This is a genomic window from Dyadobacter sp. Leaf189 (genome assembly GCF_001424405.1).
In the GTDB taxonomy this organism is placed as follows: domain Bacteria; phylum Bacteroidota; class Bacteroidia; order Cytophagales; family Spirosomataceae; genus Dyadobacter.
The window spans coordinates 1,328,498-1,346,342 of sequence record NZ_LMPS01000001.1; the positions used below are offsets into that span (position 1 = coordinate 1,328,498).

Annotated in this window: 11 protein-coding genes; 6 read left to right on the forward strand and 5 right to left on the reverse strand. The window is 46.5% G+C overall.

Annotation, left to right across the window (positions count from 1 at the left end):
- Positions 1 to 14: 14 nt before the first annotated feature.
- Positions 15 to 239: a hypothetical protein gene (locus tag ASG33_RS05650; protein ID WP_056281235.1), complete on the reverse strand. Its 225-nt coding sequence runs from the start codon at positions 237 to 239 to the stop codon at positions 15 to 17.
- 189 nt (positions 240 to 428) lie between these two features.
- Between ASG33_RS05650 and ASG33_RS05655 the strand changes: the two genes are divergently transcribed.
- Positions 429 to 1,673 carry an MFS transporter gene (locus ASG33_RS05655; RefSeq protein WP_056283325.1) on the forward strand — a complete coding sequence of 415 codons (1,245 nt, stop codon included), beginning with the start codon at positions 429 to 431 and terminating at the stop codon, positions 1,671 to 1,673.
- A 229-nt stretch (positions 1,674 to 1,902) separates the two neighbouring features.
- On the opposite strand, the gene ASG33_RS05660 is transcribed toward ASG33_RS05655, so the two are convergent.
- Both ASG33_RS05660 and ASG33_RS05665 read right to left on the reverse strand, forming a co-directional pair.
- Complete coding sequence (locus ASG33_RS05660; RefSeq protein ID WP_056281237.1) at positions 1,903 to 4,305, reverse strand: ABC transporter permease; 2,403 nt, start codon at positions 4,303 to 4,305, stop codon at positions 1,903 to 1,905.
- A 133-nt stretch (positions 4,306 to 4,438) separates the two neighbouring features.
- On the reverse strand, positions 4,439 to 6,832 hold the full coding sequence (locus ASG33_RS05665) for an ABC transporter permease (RefSeq protein ID WP_056281239.1): 2,394 nt from the start codon (positions 6,830 to 6,832) through the stop codon (positions 4,439 to 4,441).
- 209 nt (positions 6,833 to 7,041) lie between these two features.
- Here ASG33_RS05665 and ASG33_RS05670 point away from each other — a divergent pair, with 209 nt between their 5' ends.
- Positions 7,042 to 8,526, forward strand: a complete 1,485-nt coding sequence (locus ASG33_RS05670) for a glycine--tRNA ligase (RefSeq protein WP_056281241.1) — start codon at positions 7,042 to 7,044, stop codon at positions 8,524 to 8,526.
- 70 nt (positions 8,527 to 8,596) lie between these two features.
- Here the strand turns inward: ASG33_RS05670 and ASG33_RS05675 are convergent, their stop codons facing one another.
- Positions 8,597 to 8,854 carry a helix-turn-helix domain-containing protein gene (locus ASG33_RS05675; protein ID WP_031525871.1) on the reverse strand — a complete coding sequence of 86 codons (258 nt, stop codon included), beginning with the start codon at positions 8,852 to 8,854 and terminating at the stop codon, positions 8,597 to 8,599.
- Between the two features lie 703 nt (positions 8,855 to 9,557).
- On the opposite strand from ASG33_RS05675, the gene ASG33_RS05680 reads away from it, so the two are divergent.
- The 4 genes from ASG33_RS05680 to ASG33_RS05695 all read left to right on the forward strand — a co-directional run bounded on the left by ASG33_RS05680 (position 9,558) and on the right by ASG33_RS05695 (position 14,914).
- The gene (locus tag ASG33_RS05680; RefSeq protein WP_056281243.1) at positions 9,558 to 9,776 is read left to right on the forward strand and encodes a hypothetical protein; all 219 of its coding nucleotides are present in this window, start codon (positions 9,558 to 9,560) and stop codon (positions 9,774 to 9,776) included.
- An 85-nt stretch (positions 9,777 to 9,861) separates the two neighbouring features.
- Complete coding sequence (locus ASG33_RS05685; RefSeq protein ID WP_056281245.1) at positions 9,862 to 11,076, forward strand: HlyD family secretion protein; 1,215 nt, start codon at positions 9,862 to 9,864, stop codon at positions 11,074 to 11,076.
- A gap of 4 nt (positions 11,077 to 11,080) precedes the next feature.
- On the forward strand, positions 11,081 to 13,342 hold the full coding sequence (locus ASG33_RS05690; protein WP_229238567.1) for a peptidase domain-containing ABC transporter: 2,262 nt from the start codon (positions 11,081 to 11,083) through the stop codon (positions 13,340 to 13,342).
- 99 nt (positions 13,343 to 13,441) lie between these two features.
- On the forward strand, positions 13,442 to 14,914 hold the full coding sequence (locus ASG33_RS05695; RefSeq protein ID WP_056281247.1) for a nicotinate phosphoribosyltransferase: 1,473 nt from the start codon (positions 13,442 to 13,444) through the stop codon (positions 14,912 to 14,914).
- A 25-nt stretch (positions 14,915 to 14,939) separates the two neighbouring features.
- Here ASG33_RS05695 and ASG33_RS05700 read toward each other — a convergent pair whose 3' ends face one another.
- Positions 14,940 to 17,750 carry a pitrilysin family protein gene (locus ASG33_RS05700; RefSeq protein ID WP_056281249.1) on the reverse strand — a complete coding sequence of 937 codons (2,811 nt, stop codon included), beginning with the start codon at positions 17,748 to 17,750 and terminating at the stop codon, positions 14,940 to 14,942.
- Positions 17,751 to 17,845: the final 95 nt, after the last annotated feature.

Genomic DNA, 17,845 nt, shown 5'->3' on the forward strand with positions numbered 1-17,845 from the left:
TTGTCAAAAATCGATTAGCAATTATCCCGTTGACCTTTCTTTTGTTCCAAAGGTCCGAACCAGTGAAATACCGGCGTAATGATTTTCTGTTTGGCCGGCTCAGTAACTTCCGCCGCGGTATTCTTCTGGGCAGCTTCCGGTTTTTTGACAGCTTTTTTTACTGGTTTATCCGAAGGCAGCGCGATAGAAGTCGTTACTGCGAGCAGGATCGCACAAATAAAGCCTGATGCATTTTTCATAGTTCCGATGTTTTTGTGAATGGAACAAATCTATCAGCCGGGGAATGAATGCGGGTAAAAGGGTTGTAAAAGCTTGTTAAGGAAATGTAAAACCGTTTCTTGCGGCACAAACTTCATTAATTTTCCACAAAAACAGAACATTATTGCCGACGTGTCGTGTTACGGTTTCAGAACACCACCACATCCGAATTGAAAACAGTTTCTTCCCACGATCCTTACGCGGCACTTCGCTATTCTGATTTTCGTTTTTTCATTTCAAACACTTTTCTCTTCTCAGCCACGATCCTCATTCAGGAGGTTATTGTTGGTTATGAATTGTATAAAATGACGCACGATCCGCTGGCATTAGGACTGGTGGGTCTGGCTGAGGTAATCCCGTTTATCATCACGTCACTTTTCGGGGGACATATCGCCGATCAAAAGAACAAGATCACGATTATGCACGTGAGTCTGGTTGTGATTTTACTGGGCTCGGTGATCCTTTATGTTGCTTTTCAGCCGGGAATTTACAATTCTTTAACCCAGGGCGAGCATCTGGCCGTTATCTATTCGGTTTTCGCATTGATCGGTTTTGCAAAAGGCTTTTATTCACCCGCCTCCAATTCTTTAAAACCCTTCCTTGTTCCCCGCACTATCTATCACAATTCATCTACGTGGAGTAGTTCATTCTGGCAGGCGGGATCAATTACGGGACCCGCCATTGCAGGTTTTCTTTACGCATATCTCGGTCTGGCCAACGTATTGCTGATCGTAATTGCCAATTTTGTGATCTGCTGGATTTTGCTGGGTATGATCAAAACGCGGCCCGAGTTTCCGAAGATCACCATACCTATTGTGGAGAGCCTGAAAGAAGGATTCCGCTTTGTTTTCAAAACCAGGATTGTGCTTTACGCGATTTCTCTTGATCTGTTTTCTGTGCTTTTTGGCGGAGTTGTCGCAATCCTGCCTGTTTTCGCGGAGGATATATTGAAAGTCGGGCCAGAGGGATTGGGTTTGCTGCGCGCAGCGCCTTCCATTGGTTCACTGCTGACGATGTTCGCAATGGCTTATTATCCTCCAACCCACAATGCATGGCGGAATATGCTCATTGCGGTAGCTGGTTTTGGAATATTCACGATCGTTTTCGCACTATCGACCAGCTTTTTGCTATCCTGCGCCGCACTTTTCGCGACGGGCGTCTTCGACAGTGTGAGTGTGATTGTTCGGCAAACGATCTTACAGATCTATCCGCCTGATGAAATGCGCGGCCGGGTCGCCGCAGTAAATGGGATGTTTGTAAGCTCCTCCAACGAGCTCGGCGCGTTTGAATCAGGCGTAATGGCGAAAGCTTTCGGGACCGTGCCATCCGTAGTAATCGGCGGCATATTCACGATGGTTGTAGTAACCTGGATCTATTTCCGGTCAAAAGACTTGTTTTCGGTGCGGCTGAGTTGATTGACGATAGCTTTGGTGCAAATGGTTGAAGCAGTTATTGATACTAATTGTCTTAGAGCCTCCATTCCTCCGAAAAGCCCATACTATCAGCTATATTTAGATTTTATGGCTGGTAAATTTAAATGGTGCGTCAGTAATGAAATTCTATTTGAATATTTAAAACACTAGCTTTCCCAAAGCTTGAAGTGGTGAATCTCGAATCCTTCTTGAGACACCTTCGATGATATCGTCACTCCGACCGCAAGCTCTTAACCGGGTTCATTAAGGCCGATTTATAGGTTTGGATGCAGACCAGCAGGATGATAGTTGCAGAGAAAGCAAGCGCTATTACCGAGAACGTGGGCCAGTCTGGCGCGATTCTGTAAGCATAGTTGTTCAGCCAGTTTTTCATTACAAAAAATGCCAGTGGGAATGCTATTGCCGCGCCTGTGAGTGTTACCAGCAGGAATTCCTTCAAGAACAGCATCACTACATTGATCCCCGATGCCCCGAGCACTTTCCTGATTCCGATTTCCCGCGTTCGCCGCGCTACACTTAATGAAACCATGCCGATTATGCCAAGCACAACAATGACCAGCGCCAGCAATGTGGCCAGTTGTGCTGCCCTTTGCAACCGAATCTCCGATTGATAAAGCTTTTGCAGCGTTTGGTCCATGAAAGTATATTCAAAAGGTGCGTCCGGCATCAGCGCAGACCATTTTTGCTGAATTGCCGCCATAGCCGACCCAACATTGCCATTCAACCTGAAACTCAGATACCTGTATGTATTTCCGCCTTTTATGTGGCTAATCGCCAGTGGCTTGATCTGTTGGTGCATGGATTCAAAGTGAAAATCCTGGATAACTCCGGCAATGGTTGCAGGTTGAGGAGAAAAATGGATCCTGACCTGTCTGCCGACAGCATCTTCGGGAGACTTGAACCCCAGCGACTTCACTGCTGAACGGTTGATCACAATGCGGTCTGTCTGAATACCGGCATTTGGCTTCGCAAAGAAATCACCGGCCAGTACTTTGATCCCAAAGGTTGATGCGAATTTTTCATCAGTTGAAAAAAACTGGGTGTGGATCGCCTGTGCGGAGTCCTGTCCTGGCTGGTAAATACCGTATTGAGCGCCCGTGTTCCCGTTTGCTATTTCATAAGATAAACTCACATCCGCTACTTCGGCCATGTTTGCCAGCTCATTTCGGATACCTTCCATTTTAGCCAATCCCTCTGGTGTCCAGTCGCGCGGTACTGCTATTGACACCAATGCATTTTTCTCAAAACCCAGACTTTTGTTGAAGAAATAATCGACCTGCTGGGTGATGATGGCAGCCGCTACAAAAACAAACAATGCGATCGTAAACTGCATGACAAGCAGAGATCTCCGAAAACCCACATGCTCTTTGACAGATTTCAACTTCCCCTTCATCGAATCCACCGACGGGATCGCCGATAATATGAAAGCAGGGTAGGAGCCAGCCAGTAAGCCGATCAGCAATGCACAAAGTACCGGTAAGATTATAACCCAGGGAAAAAGGGAAATGCAGGAGACAAGTTCTTTACCGACAATTTCACCAAAATAGCCCCGTGATAATTCATAAAATCCGATGGATAACAAGCTCGCGAATGCAGCCAGCAGTATGGATTCAGCTAAAAACTGTCCGATGATCTGCGCTTTGATTCCGCCCAATACCTTCCTTACGCCGATTTCCTTCAACCTGGAAGAAGAGCCCGCCACGGAAATGTTGACGAAATTGACAACCGCCATCAGCAGGATAAAAGCCGTTACTGCGGCCAGGATGTAGATCATCTTCTGGACCAGCCCATTGTTGGCCTCGCGATAATAGTCTTTGAGTGGGGTAAGGTATATGTGCAGATTTTCGCGCGCACTGGCAGGTGCATTCGTTTTCAGTATCTGGGAGATGGGTTTTTCAAGTGCTTTCGGTTCAATGCCTTTTTGCAGCTGAATAAACGTTACCATAAATGGAAAATTCCAGTCGCTCTCTGATCCTTTGCGCCCTTCAAGTGAGCTCAGCGGGATGAATATGGAAGATGGATTATTAAGTAAGTGGCTGACTGAGTTGGATTTGAGATCTTTCAAAACAGCTGTTACCTGATACTCCTGCTTGCCTCCGACAAAGTTGTGCAAAGTCAGGTTTTCGCCAACTACATCACTTTTTCCAAAGTATTTAAGTGCTTTTTCTTCGGTAATTACAATGGAATTAGGCTGTTGAAATGCAGTTTTTACATCGCCGTGCAATGCTGGAAAACCGTACATCGAAAGCAGTGTGGTATCTCCTGTTTGTACATCTTCCCGAAAGTGCCTGTCGCCGTGGGACACTGCAACTGTAATGGCATCGTAGCGATAATAGCCGGCTACGAGATTAGGATATTCGTCGCGGAGTGTCTTTCCAAGCGGACCGAATGTAGCAAAGTCGATCCCCATTTCCGGTACCTTCCATTTGCTGCGGACAATGTACTGCTGATCCGCATTCCGGAGATCAGCATTTACCTGCAATTCACCAAGAATGTAACTGCCCACCAGGAAAGTAAACGTAATCCCGACCGCAAGTCCAAAAATGGTCAGAACAGAATAGAATTTACGTTTCAGCAAATTCCGCCAGGCTATCGTAAAGTAGTTGTGCAGCATAATCCCGGTATTTTTATCAGGTATGACAAAAATAGCCGGGATTGCAGGCCGAGATTTTTCTTTAACTTTTTTTAACCAACAAAGAGGACAGAGCAAAGCCGCTAGGTGCTAACAGCCAACCCAACAACCCAATCTACTCCGTCTTCAGACTCTTCACCGGGTTCATCAATGCGGATTTAAATGCCTGGGCACTGACGGTTGCCAGGGCGATCAGAATGGCGACGAGGCCGGCACCTGCGAAGATCCACCAGGAGAGTGGTTCGCGGTATTCGAAGTTTTTAAGCCACTCGCCCATGGCGTAGATCGATACCGGCGTTCCAACCACAATTGCGATCAGAACCAGCTTGACAAAATCTTTGGACAGCAGCAGCACCACACTCTGGATACTCGCACCCAACACTTTGCGGACACCAATTTCCTTCGTTCTCGACTCGGCAGCAAATGCAGCCAGACCAAATAAACCAAGACACGCAATTAAAACCGCCAGCACTGCAAAAGTGAGCATTACGTTTCCCTGGCGCTGTTCAGAAGCATATTGCTGGGCAAAGTTCTCGTCCAGAAAATGAAAGTCCAATGTCGCTTCCGGGTCAAATTCCTTGTAAGCCTGACGCATATAAGCCAATGCTTCTTTGGTCTTTTCAGGCGCAATTCTAACGTAAATATTGTCGCCGTCACCAGGCGCAGGTGCCTGTAAAACCAGCGGTTCGATTTTGTGCTGGAGTGAATAAGTATGGAAATCTGCCACCACGCCTACGATGGTCGCTTCTTTCGTGTTGCCCTCGCCATCTATAAAGTACTTGATCCGCTTACCCACAGGGTTTGTCCAGCCTTGCTTTTTGACCAATGCTTCATTGACCATCGCTGAACCCAGCAGATCAGCCTCAGAATCGGAGTTAAGATTACGGCCAGCTATCAGCTTGATTTCCATTGTCTTGAGAAAATCCCCGTCAACTGCAAACTTCTGAACCATTTGGGTACCCGGGCTCATTTGGCCATTTTCTTTTTCCATAAACATCCCCGCAGATCCCATATAGTTGGTCCCGATTGGGTTACTGGAAGACGCCATACTTTCAATGAACGGACTTTCGGAAAGCTTTTGTTTCACCGCACGGACCTGATTCCTGACTTCATTTTTATCAATGTGAAACACAAGTACCTGGCTTTTGTTAAAGCCCAGGTCTTTATTGTTGACATAGTGCATCTGGCGGTACACCACTGCCGAGCAGGCGATCATTACTACCGTGGCTGCAAACTGAAATACGACCAGCGATTTGCGAAAATAAGCGCTGCTGACCTGACTGCTGATCTGGCCTTTTAATGCATTCACAGGACGAAAAGCAGAAAAGCGAAGTGCGGGATACAAGCCACTTATCAGCCCTACCAGCAGTACAAATGCAATTGCGACCAATGCGCTCATCAGGTCACTGCGGTAGCCGGGTGAAAGCGACTTTTCTGCCAGTTTGTTGAACAGCGGCAGTGATACAATGACCAGAATGAATGCAACCAAACCCGCCAGGATCGTCAAAATCATTGATTCTGTTAAAAATTGCCCGATCAGCTGGCCCCTTTCGGAACCGATAGATTTTCTGACACCCACTTCGCGTATCCGCTTCATTGAGCGGGCGGTGTACAGATTTACATAGTTGATACAGGCGATCAGCAGGATCAATGCGGCGATTGCAGAGAACACGTAAACGGTATTGGCATTTCCATTAGGGCCGATCTCGAAATCCAGGTGCGAGTTCAGGTGAATGGAGGTAAGTGGTTGAAGCTCCATTTGATAGTTCACATTGCCCATCTCTTTTTTCAGGTAGTTCGGGAAAAAGCCTGCCAGCTTTTTCCCGAACTTTTGAACATCGGTACCGTCTTTAAGCAGCAGGTAAGTATACAGTTCAAACTGTTGCCACCCAGTCGAATAGTCTTTCGGTAAAGATCTTAATGCACTGAACCTGAGGTGCGAATTGGTTGGTATATCTTCAATTACTGCCGTTACAACATTGGGATAGTTATTGCTGAACAGTACTGTTTTTCCGACAGCCTGGGAAGCATCCTTGAAAAGCGTCTCTGCCATTGTTTTGGTCAAAACGATTTTTTGCGGCTCCGCCAGTGCGCTTTTTGCATCGCCGTATAAGACAGGAAAGGAAAATACATTGAAAATAGACGGATCGGTAAAGTAAATGTCATTTGCTACGACCTCGTTTTTACCATACTTCATCGCACCGCCGCCTTCCGAGCTAATGCGAACCGTGCCTTCGACTTCGGGGTAATCCGTTTGCAGGGCTGTGGCAAATGGCGCCGAGGTAAGCGGAATGTGGAAGCTGCTTTCGTCCCAGGTAGCCCGCTGTACAACCCGTACAATGCGGTCTGCATTCTTGTGAAAACGGTCGTAGCTCAGTTCATCGGCAACATAAAGCAGCATCAGCCACACTGCTGCCATGCCTATACCAAGTCCGAAAATGTTGAGTCCGCTGAACAGTCTCTGTTTACTGAGGTTGCGAAAACTGATTTTGATATAGTTGAACAGCATGTTGCAAGTAGGTTTGTTTGTATACCTGGTTAAAAACGTATGCCAATTTTGTATATGCATTGATATTCATTGACTTACATCTGATTGTCGCTATATTTTGTCCGGTTTCGAACATTGGGCTTACGTATGTCCGGTCAAAATACCTAATTTTGCCAACTTCCTAGTTTTGGATGCATTAACAGTCTTTTCTCTTTGATTTTTTAACCAGAATGAACCCAACACCCGCTACCTCTTTACAAGATATTGTAGGGCACGCCAAAGAATACGGCTTTGTTTTTCCTTCTTCTGAAATATACGACGGTCTGCAGGCTGTTTACGATTACGGCCAGAACGGCGTCGAACTAAAAAATAACCTGAAAGCCGCATGGTGGAAAGCGATGACGCAGCTGCACGATAATATCGTGGGTATCGACGCGGCTATCTTCATGCACCCGCTTACCTGGAAAGCTTCCGGGCACGTCGACGGGTTTAATGACCCGATGATCGATAACAAGGATTCTAAAAAGAGATACCGTGCTGATCAGTTGCTGGAAGGCAAGGCAGAGCAATATGCTGCCGAGGGTAACGAGGAAAAGTCACAGGCGCTGCTGGAAGAAATGGGGCGGCTGCTGAGCGCCGAAGACCTGAACGGAGTTCGTGAGCTTATCATATCTGAAAATATCAAATGCCCGGTTTCTGGTACTACCAACTGGACGGAAGTTCGCCAGTTCAACCTGATGTTCAGTACGCAGGTGGGCTCGGTAGCGGAAGATTCCAGCCTTATTTACCTTCGCCCGGAGACTGCGCAGGGGATATTCGTGAACTTCCTGAATGTACAGAAAAGCGGTCGGATGAAAATTCCGTTTGGTATCGCGCAGATAGGCAAGGCATTCAGGAATGAGATCGTGGCCCGCCAGTTTACTTTCCGTATGCGGGAATTTGAACAAATGGAAATGCAATTCTTCATCCGCCCTGGCACTGAAATGGCCTGGTACGAATCCTGGAAAGAGGCGCGGATGAAATTCCATAAAGCAATCGGGCTTCCTGCTGAGAAGCTTAAATTCCACGATCACGAAAAGCTGGCGCATTATGCCAATGCTGCAGTTGATATCGAGTTCCAGTTCCCGTTTGGCTTCCGCGAAATCGAAGGTATCCATTCAAGAACAGACTTTGACCTGCGCAACCACCAGGAGCTTTCAAAGAAAAAACAACAGTACTTTGATTCCGACCTGGATGAAAATGGTAAACCTTACGGAAACTACATTCCTTACGTGGTTGAAACTTCCGTTGGTGCTGACCGCTTATTCCTGGCTGCTTTTTGCAATGCTTATACCGTGGAGACAGTAGGAGAGGGAGAGAGCCAAAAAGAGCGGACTTACCTGAAACTGCACCCGGCGCTAGCGCCATTTAAAGTAGCGGTGCTTCCATTGGTGAAGAAGGATGGATTGGCAGAAAAAGCGCAGGCGATCGCTAACTCACTTAAATCTTCATTCAGGACAACTTATGATGATGGAGCGGCGATTGGAAAACGATATACGCGCCAGGATCTCATTGGAACTCCGTTCTGCGTTGCAGTGGATTACCAGACCATGGAGGATGATACCGTTACTATCCGCCATCGTGATTCAATGGAGCAAGAGCGCGTACATATTAGTGAATTGAAAGAGAAAATAGGTTATCAGGTCGCATTAGAGCGGATACTGGAAGCGATCTAAATTTGATTTTCATAGAAAATTGAAAGCGGGCTGACTCTAAATGAGCCAGCCCGCTTCTGTTTGTTGATGGTTACTCTGCGGTGTGCAGGCGCACCAGATCTTCTGCATTCCCTCTGATCAGGTCCACCGAGTCTACTTCAAGAATTTGCGCGATCTGGATCAATCGCTCCAGCGTAATGCGGGTGTAGGCAAGCTCAATTTTACTATAAGCATTTTGAGATATGCCCAACTTCATTGCGAGATATTCCTGTGTGTAATCCCTGTACTCCCTGATTTTCCGGATATTCAGCGCCACGGATCTGATCTTCGCCTCTATCGATTGGTCCATGAAACTTCTTTTTTGTTCGTAAAAATTCAGCTTTACGGATACATACGACCAGCGCCCTGCGAAAAGATCAATAGCCCAAATCCCGTTAAATCATCCGTTTATATACGTTAGGTAATCTTCCAGTCTCTATAACATATATAAATTATTGTAAATACCTGAAATTCAGCCTGTAAGTTTTAAAAGATAGCTTTAAGGAATAAAGCTGAATTTTTTTTGTAAAAAATTTAAACCTGCTCCTGCAAACAGCCAATGCCCTTATGCAGCTTGCTTGAAAGGTACCATCGTTTAAACCACAAATGGGAAGAACAGCAGGGTGGAACTGATTTCACTGAATGTAGACAAATTCGACAATTTACTTCTGCCACTTTTCACCCGAGAACAATACAGCTAAGCAACTGAACCCTGATGTTGCGTAAATCTCGCTTTTATCAAAGTCAAACTCCCATTTACGAGCCACATAGCATTCTGCAAAAAGCGCCTGTTAGATATAATGAACGCGCACAGGATACGACACGAAGAACTTCACAGATCAGTTAGGTTTACACATTTTAGTTGTATTTTATTCAAGTTAGTTGTTTCATTATCAATATGTTAGCTTGATATTGGCACGTATGTTTCAGGATATTCTGCGAACGTGAGTTCAAACAGGGGGAGCTGAAAACCTGAAACAGAGTAGGCTATTTTTCATTTAATTGTATGTATTATGAAATTCCAAGAATTGAATTCCGCAGAAATGAAACAAATCAATGGTGGTCTTTTAGGACTAGGTAGCAGTAGCGATTCTGCATCATCAGGAAGCCTCATCGGATCACTGGGTATCGCATTCAGCAATGAATCGGTAGACGATGATGGTTCATCTGAAAAAACACAGTTCGGCCTAGGTCTTGACCTGGGTGGAATCTTTAACTCTATAACTGAGTAACAAAGTGGATAACATCGAGAAGAGTGGGGGTAGCTAAGCTACCCCCGTTTTTGTTATAAACCAGCCTAAATCGGACTTCACCAACATGGAAAAGGAAATCAATACCGCCCGCAACAAGATTTTCCCTCCCGAAATACTTGAACATACCGCCGACTATCATTTCCACGAGCACAACACAAGGTCGAGCCTCGTTTATCAGCTTTCAATGGCAATTATGATCGTCGCGTTCATTTCGCTCTTTGTTATCACAGTAGATGTAAGTGTAAAAAGTACCGGCATTATCCGCGCCACCGACGATCGCAATGAGATCAAAGCGCTGGTAAGCGGGCGACTGGACTCGGTTTTTGTTTCCGAAAACCAGCGAGTTGTCAAAGGTCAGACACTCCTGAAAATTGAATCTGAGATCCTCAAAGAGCAAAATCAGCTTGTGAAGGCACAAAAGCAAGATTACGACAAGCAGATCGACGACTTAAATGTGCTGCTTCATTTGAGCCGCACCAACAACTGGAGTAAAAAGCCCGGCTTGACTAGCGGGTTGTATAAGCAGGATTTCGCATTGTTCTGGCAAAAGATCACCGATGCAAAAACGACCCTGATGACGGTGGAGAAGGATTTTGCAAGAAATAAAAAGTTGCATGATGTAAAAGCCATTTCGGAAGCAGAGTTTGATCGTGCCCAGCTGCTTTACGCGACGGCAAGCAATAAGATCAAGACCATCATGGAGGAGGAAGAAGCAAGGTGGGAGTCTGAACTTACGCAGTTGCAAATGAAAACGCGTGAGCTGAACTCTCAGGACAAGCAATACCTGCGCGAGAAAGATTTCTATGTGGTAAAAGCGCCGATCAGCGGTACAATCCAGCAGCTCAAAGGTTTGCAGCCAGGAAGTATCGTTTCTTCCAATGAATTTTTGGCAGATATATCACCTGATGAAATGATGGTAGCCGAGATGTACGTGCTGCCGAAAGACATTGGCCTTATACACCCGGGAACCAAAACCCGTTTGCAGGTGGATGCATACGATTACAATCAATGGGGGCTGGTGACAGGGGAGGTAATATCGATTTCAAATGATGTGTATACCAATGGGAAAGAGCCACCATTCTTTAAGGTCCGGTGTAAGCTGGATGCCAATTCCCTCACATTAAAAAACGGGTATGTAGGAAAACTGAAAAAGGGTATGACGCTGCAAGCGCGTTTTCTGGTCACAGAAAGGACACTTTTTCAGCTGCTTTACGACAAAGCCGACGATTGGCTGAATCCAAACCTGATCGCAACAACTGAAACACCACCCCTAAACTAACCTTATGAAATCGAACGGACTTACTACGTTATGGAGCGGCATTCAGGAAGTCGGTAATGCCATTTCCAGGAAAATACCTTTTCTGAACACACGCAGCAGGCTAAAAGATGTCGTGATCAAGCAGCACGATCTTACGGACTGCGGTGCTACCTGCCTTGCTTCTGTATCGGCATTTTACAAACTGGCTATACCGGTTGCTCGCATCCGGCAATATGCTTCCACGGATAAGAAAGGTACCAATGTGCTCGGACTGATTGAAGCCGCTACAAAGCTGGGCTTTGACGCCAAGGGAGTTAGGGCGGAGTTTGACCAACTGCCGCACGTACCCGTGCCTGTGATTGCACACGTGATTATCAAGCAGATACTTCATCATTATGTTGTCGTTTATAATGTTACGTCCACAACGGTGGAAGTAATGGACCCTGCCAGAGGTGAGCTTATACCCATGAGCTACGATGAGTTCAAAAGCATCTGGACCGGCGTTCTGGTATTGCTGCAACCCGGAGATACATTTACCCAGGGCAACGAGAAAATTTCTGTTAAGGAGCGTTTCATGTTCTTGCTGAAACCGCACAGGTCCGTGTTGTTCCAGGTCCTGCTCGGCGCGATCATTTACACGGTGCTGGGCTTGTCCACTTCGATCTTCCTTCAAAAGATTGTAGATAATGTACTTCCGGAAGGTAACCGCAACCTGCTGAACCTGATGGGAGTGATTATGATCGGGATTCTGTTTTTCAGGGTAGTTATCAATCACGCCAAGACGCTCCTCACTATCAAAACCGGACAGCAGATTGACGCGCGCCTGATACTGGGTTATTACAAGCATTTACTCCGGCTTCCGCAACAGTTTTTCGATAACATGCGGGTAGGGGAGATTATCTCGCGGATCAATGATGCGGTGAAGATCAGGGTGTTTATCAATGATGTATTGGTCGGCTTTGCGGTCAATATGTTCATTCTGGTATTCTCATTTGCATTGATGTTCACCTATTACTGGAAGCTTGCGCTCATTCTGCTGGGTGTGGTCCCATTGTACGCGGTGATCTACTATTTCTCCAACAAAATGAATAAGTCTACGCAGCGCAAACTAATGGAAAGCTCGGCGGAATTAGAGGCGCAGCTTGTAGAGTCCATTCATTCCGTAAGTACGATCAAGCGTTTTGGTTTGGAGGATTTTACCAATATGCGCACCGAGACGCGCTTTATCGGAATGTTGAAATCGGTTTATGAATCCAATACCAACTCGCTGTGGATAGGAGATTTCAGCGGCTTTATTTCGAGTGCATTTACCATCATTTTGCTGTGGGCAGGTTCTTTGTTTGTGTTAAACAAAATCATTACACCGGGTGAGCTGCTGTCGTTTTATGCGATTATCGGCTATTTCACCGGGCCTGTTTCAAGTCTGATCGGGATGAACAGGACGATCCAGGACGCCAGTATCGCAGCCGATCGTTTGTTCGAAATCATGGATATCGAGCGTGAATCGATCGAAAATAAAGCGGTACTCACGCCGGATATGATGGGTGATATTCATTTTCGCGATGTTCATTTCCGTTATGGAACCCGCGTCAATGTGTTTGAGGGTTTAAATCTGGTTATACCCAAAAACAAGATCACGGCAGTTGTTGGAGAAAGTGGTTCCGGGAAAACCACTTTGCTCGCGCTTTTGCAAAACATCTACCCGGTTGAAAAAGGGAATATTCTCCTCGGCGGTTTTGATATTAAGTACCTTACCAACGACAGTCTGCGCCAAATGGTAAGTGCTGTGCCGCAGGATGTGCATTTGTTTGCGGGCAATGTGATCAACAATATCGCTGTCGGCGAGTTTGAGCCGGATATGAAAAAAATCGTGTCTATCTGTCAGGAACTGGATATCATGAAGTTTATCGAAAATCTGCCCAATGGCTTTAATACTTACATCGGTGAAAATGGTACGAGCTTATCGGGCGGGCAGCGGCAACGGCTTGCGATTGCACGCGCTTTATACCGCGATCCTGAAATCCTGATCCTTGACGAAGCGACCTCCTCACTGGATTCCAAGTCGGAGCAGCACATTCAGCTTGCAATTCAATCTTTAAGAAAGAAAAACAAAACGATCATCATTATCGCACACCGCCTGAGCACGGTGATGAATGCAGATAAAATCGTGGTTTTGGAGCAGGGAAAGCTGATTGAAGAAGGTAGCCACAAGAAGTTGTTGAGTAAAAAAGGGAAATATTTCGATATGTGGAAGCAGCAATTTCCCATGCTTGAAAGTGTCAACTAATGCGAAAAACTGTATCAAACTGATATTTGAAGAAGAGGCTGGTTAGAAATACCGGCCTTTTTTTTACAAATTGAGCACCTTATATCACCCATACACATTATGATCAATCAGCTATACGACACTTCTCTGAGCCTGCTTACCGACCTTTATCAGCTCACGATGGCTTACGGTTATTGGAAATCGGGCAAGGCCGAGCAGGAAGCAGTTTTCAACTTATACTTTCGAAAACATCCCTTCCAGGGCGGTTTTACGATCAGCTGCGGACTCAATAGTGTAATCGAATATATCAGGGAATACCGGGTAAGCCAGTCCGACCTGGATTATGTCGGTTCCTTAAAAGGAAACGACGGAAACGCATTGTTTGAACCGGGCTTTCTTGAATATCTATCCCAAATGGAGCTGCAATGCAGCATCGATGCTATTCCTGAAGGTACCGTTGTATTTCCAAATGAGCCGTTGATACGCGTGCAGGGACCTATTCTGCAATGTCAGCTACTGGAAACGCCGCTGTTGAACCTGATCAATTTTCAATCTCTTGTTGCTACCAAAGCTGCACGGATGCGGCTCGTGGCCAAGGATGATACCTTACTTGAATTTGGTTTAAGGCGTGCGCAGGGGCCCGACGGTGGGGTAACTGCCAGCCGCGCTGCCTATATCGGCGGCTTTGATGCTACCTCCAATTTGCTCGCTGGCAAGATTTACGACATTCCGGTGAAAGGAACACACGCCCACAGCTGGGTAATGTCCTTCGATTCCGAGCTGGAAGCATTTGAAACCTACTCGCAGCATTTGCCCAACAATGTAACCCTGCTGGTAGATACCTACGACTCGCTTGAAGGTGTACGCAATGCGATCGAGGTTGGTAAAGGGTTGAGAAAGCGCGGCCATGAACTTGGGGCGATAAGGCTGGACTCTGGTGATCTGGCTTATTTAAGTATAGAATCTCGCAAGCTGCTGGACGATGCGGGTTTTGCGCAAACCAGTATCGTTGCCAGCAATGATCTCGACGAGTATATTATGGACAGTCTTAAAATCCAGGGTGCAAAAATCGACATCTGGGGGATTGGTACCAAGCTGGTCACCGCGTACGATCAGCCGGCTTTGGGCGGCGTTTACAAGCTTGCCGCGATCAGGAATAGCAGCGGCGAATGGGACTACAAGCTGAAACTGTCAGAGCAGCTCGTGAAAGTTTCCACGCCGGGCATTCAGCAGGTGCGGCGTTTTCGGGATAGCAAAGGTTTTGTTTCTGATATGATCTTCAATATCGAAAATCCGCTGATAGGAAAATCAACGATGGTTGATCCCTACGATTTTACGAAAAACCGGTCATTTGAAGAGCAGATGCATTTTGAAGATTTGCTGGTGCCCGTTTTTGCAAAAGGCCAGCTCATTTATAGTCAGCCTTCCATTCACGAAACACGGCAGCGGGTAAAGGATCAGCTTGCACATTTTTACAAAGGGATCAAGCGTTTTGTAAATCCGCATACCTACCCGGTCGGGTTAGAAAAGCACCTTTTTGATCTTAAAACAAACATTATCCTGAAATTAAGACAAGGCCAGCCTGCTCAGTAAGTGCGGCAGGCTGGCTTCATCGCTATTATTTCTTCTCAGGCATTAACACCACCTGGATAAAATCGTCATCATTGAAGTACTTACGCGCTGCTTCCTTGGTGCTGGCGACTGTAACTGATTTCAGCAGACGTTCCTGCTGGAAAATTTCGTCCAGATCGTCTCCCAGGAATGTGTTATCGTCAAGGTAGCTGAGCCAGAAGCTGTTTGTTTTAACAGCCGTTTCCGTTTGTCTCCGGGTTTCAGCTACATACTTTTCAATGTCCTTCTGGTCGGCCCCGTTTTCTTTAACCTTCGCAATTTCCTCTTTTGTGCGCTTGACCAGCTTTTCTACATTCTCGGGCGCACATCCGAATCCGACTGTAAACCGGTATCTTCCTTTTGGAAACTTGTCGGTGCTTTCTGAAACACTCACTCCATACACCCCACTTTCTTCCTCGCGCAGCGCCTCGATCAGCTTGATCTGAAGTACCTCCTGCAAAGCTTCTATCTGAATGTTGTTTTCAGGATTGTAGTCGTATTCTCCGCTCGCAACCAGTGTCACGCGGCTTTTTGGCTCCATTCCTTTGTAAACCATCTTCTCTATTTTTCCTTTTGGTGGAAAAATATTCGGGTGATTAAAGTCGTCATTCCTTTCAGTCGAGGGCAGGCTGCCGAGGTACTTTTCAATGTAAGGCTTGATAGAATCCACGCGGAATGCACCTACAAAGGTGAAAACGAAGTCGGAAGCATCAGAAAACCGATCTTTGTAAATGGCTTCTGCACGGTCGAGGTTTACCTTGTCTACACTTTCAGGTTTGAGTGGCTGACGTTTTGGATTATGATTTGTCAAAACCGCATTCAATGAATCCGAATAGACTTTCTCGGGAGTCAGCGTTTTCTGGATATTTTCCAGGTACGCTTTCTGATTTGCCAAAATGCCTTTTACAAGTTCTGCATCTTTGCGCGGTTCCGTGAAATACGCGTAAATAAGCTGTAAAGTAGTCTCCAGGTCTTTCGGGTTCGTTTCACCGCCGATACCCTCGGTAAGCTCACTGATATAGGGTCCGGCGCTGGCCGTTTTTCCTGCTAAAAACTTTTGCAGCTGCGTCTGATTGTAAGGCCCCACGCCGCCTGACTGGATCAGGTAGCTGGTGAAAACGCCCGTCTCCCGCTCCTCAGGAAACAGCGAGTAGCCGCCGCGCGCCGTAGCTTTGATCAGGATTTCGTCATTTTTAAAGTCCGTCGGTTTCAGCAATACCTTCACTCCATTTGAAAGGGTAAGCTCTGTAACGTCCAGCTTATCAAGCTTCTTCTCCGAAGTAACTTTCCCCGCAACGGGCTCTTTACTCAGCAAGGGAGTATCAACAACATCGTCTACATAGGCGGTCACATCCTTTCCGGCATCTTTTAACAATGCCCGGATCTCTGGCTCGGTCGGCAATGCGTCTTTGCTTTTCTCTGCGCCCATTACTACTACTGCCCGGTTTTTGTCGGTAATGTATTTTTTGGCCAACGCATTCACTTCGGCTAGACTTACGCTTTCCAGGTGTTTTTTAACAAACTCAAAATAGGCTGCTGTGCCCATATAAGGCTTTTCCTGCAGAAAGTGGTTGAGGTACTCCTGTACGTGGTTAGCAGATTTGGTCTTGTCACGCTCCTTGTAATACTGTTCGATGCTGTTAAAAAAATCCTTTTTAGCGCGATCCAGCTCAGGCTGCGTAAAGCCAAATTTTTGCACGCGCGCATTCTCTTCGAGCAAGGCGGTTAATGCAGTTTTCATTGACGCCGCATCTTTGGCTAGTGCAACCGAAGTGTAAGAATCGAGGTTGCCCAGGAAATCGCCGTATTCGCTGCCTCCGTAAAGGAAAGGTGGATTAGGCTTCTGAGTTAGCTCCTGCATGCGCTGTCCCATCATGGCATTGTACAGTCCCTGCGCAAAGTTGTTCCGCACATCTTGCAATGTTTTTTCCTTGCTGTTTGGCTGCTTGTAAATCAGCTGGATCAGGTTTTGCGGATATTCCGGGTCAGTAACAATCGCAACCTGCGTAGATCCGTCGAGCGGAATGTCATATTTAGTGCGTTTTTTTGGATTGACCGGCGGCGCAATGGAGCTGAATTTTTGAGTAATGACCGCTTCCACTTTGGCAGGATCAAAGTCACCTACCGCAATCACCGCCATCAGGTCCGGGCGGTACCAGTCTTTGTAAAAAGCTTTGATCGTTTCTGGTTTAAACGACTTCAGAATGCTGTCCTTCCCGATCGGCAGGCGGGCTGCATACCTGGAATTATTGAGGATTACTTTCAGGAATTTATCACGCATTCTCTGCTGCGCGCCCCGGCCCATTCGTGATTCCTCTAATACCACGCCCCGCTCTTTTTCGATTTCCGCCGGGTCGAGCAATGCGCCGTGTGCCCAGTCTTCAAGTACCTGAATGCCCTTTTCAAGCAATCCGGCAGAATCGGTAGGAATGGGCAGCATGTATACCGTTTCGTCAAAACCGGTATATGCATTCAAATCGGCGCCGAACCGCACACCGGTTTTTTGCAGAAAATTGACAAGTTCGTTCTTTGGGAAGTTGGTAGTCCCATTGAAATTCATGTGCTCCATGAAATGGGCAAGTCCCTGCTGCGCATCCGTTTCCAAAACAGACCCGGCCTTTACGGCCAGCCTCAGCTCTGCCCGGTTTTTGGGTTCGCTATTCTTGCGGATATAGTAGGTGATCCCGTTTTTCAGTCTGCCGGTTTTAACGTCCGGATCGAGGGGTATTTTTTGTGAGGCCAGGTCCTGCGCTGAAACCAGCGAAACAAAACCTGATCCCGTGATAGCGAAGCAAAAAGCGAGAAAAGCCTTTTTCATTTTTTTAATTTTAAATTGATTTAAAGTCAGTGAAACGAAATATAACGCTTTTCTATCTGACCGGTTCGCCGACAACAGTTTTTAACTTTCCAGAC